Origin of the sequence: Xanthomonas cucurbitae (assembly GCF_002939885.1) — a bacterium.
Classification (GTDB): Bacteria; Pseudomonadota; Gammaproteobacteria; order Xanthomonadales; family Xanthomonadaceae; genus Xanthomonas; species Xanthomonas cucurbitae.
Genome location: NZ_MDED01000146.1, coordinates 1 through 389 on the forward strand (window position 1 = coordinate 1; position 389 = coordinate 389).

At 63.8% G+C, this 389-nt stretch carries 1 pseudogene; it reads left to right on the forward strand.

The features are described from left to right. Window positions 1–389 (forward strand): annotated as a pseudogene (locus tag XcuCFBP2542_RS19125) (VirB4 family type IV secretion/conjugal transfer ATPase); the annotation flags it as partial.

Below are 389 nucleotides of genomic sequence, written 5' to 3' on the forward strand. Positions count from 1 at the left end.
GGCTTCAACCCGTTCCAGTGCGAGCGCAACGAAGCCAATACGCAATTTCTGGCGGAGTTGGTCAAGGTGCTGGGGGGCAAGGCGGAGTACAGCGCCCGCGAGGAAGAAGACATCTACCGCGCGGTGGAAGGGATGCTGGACACGCCGATGCACCTGCGCAGCATGAGCAACTTCCGCAAGAGCCTGCCGAACATGGGCGATGACGGGCTGTATGCGCGCCTGCGCCGGTGGACGGCCGGCAACTCGCTGGGCTGGGTGTTCGACAACCCGGTGGACACGATCGACCTGACGCGTGCCTCGATCATCGGCTTCGACTACACCGACGTGATCGACAACGCCGAGGTGCGCGTGCCGGTCATCAACTACCTGCTGCATCGGCTGGAAGCGCT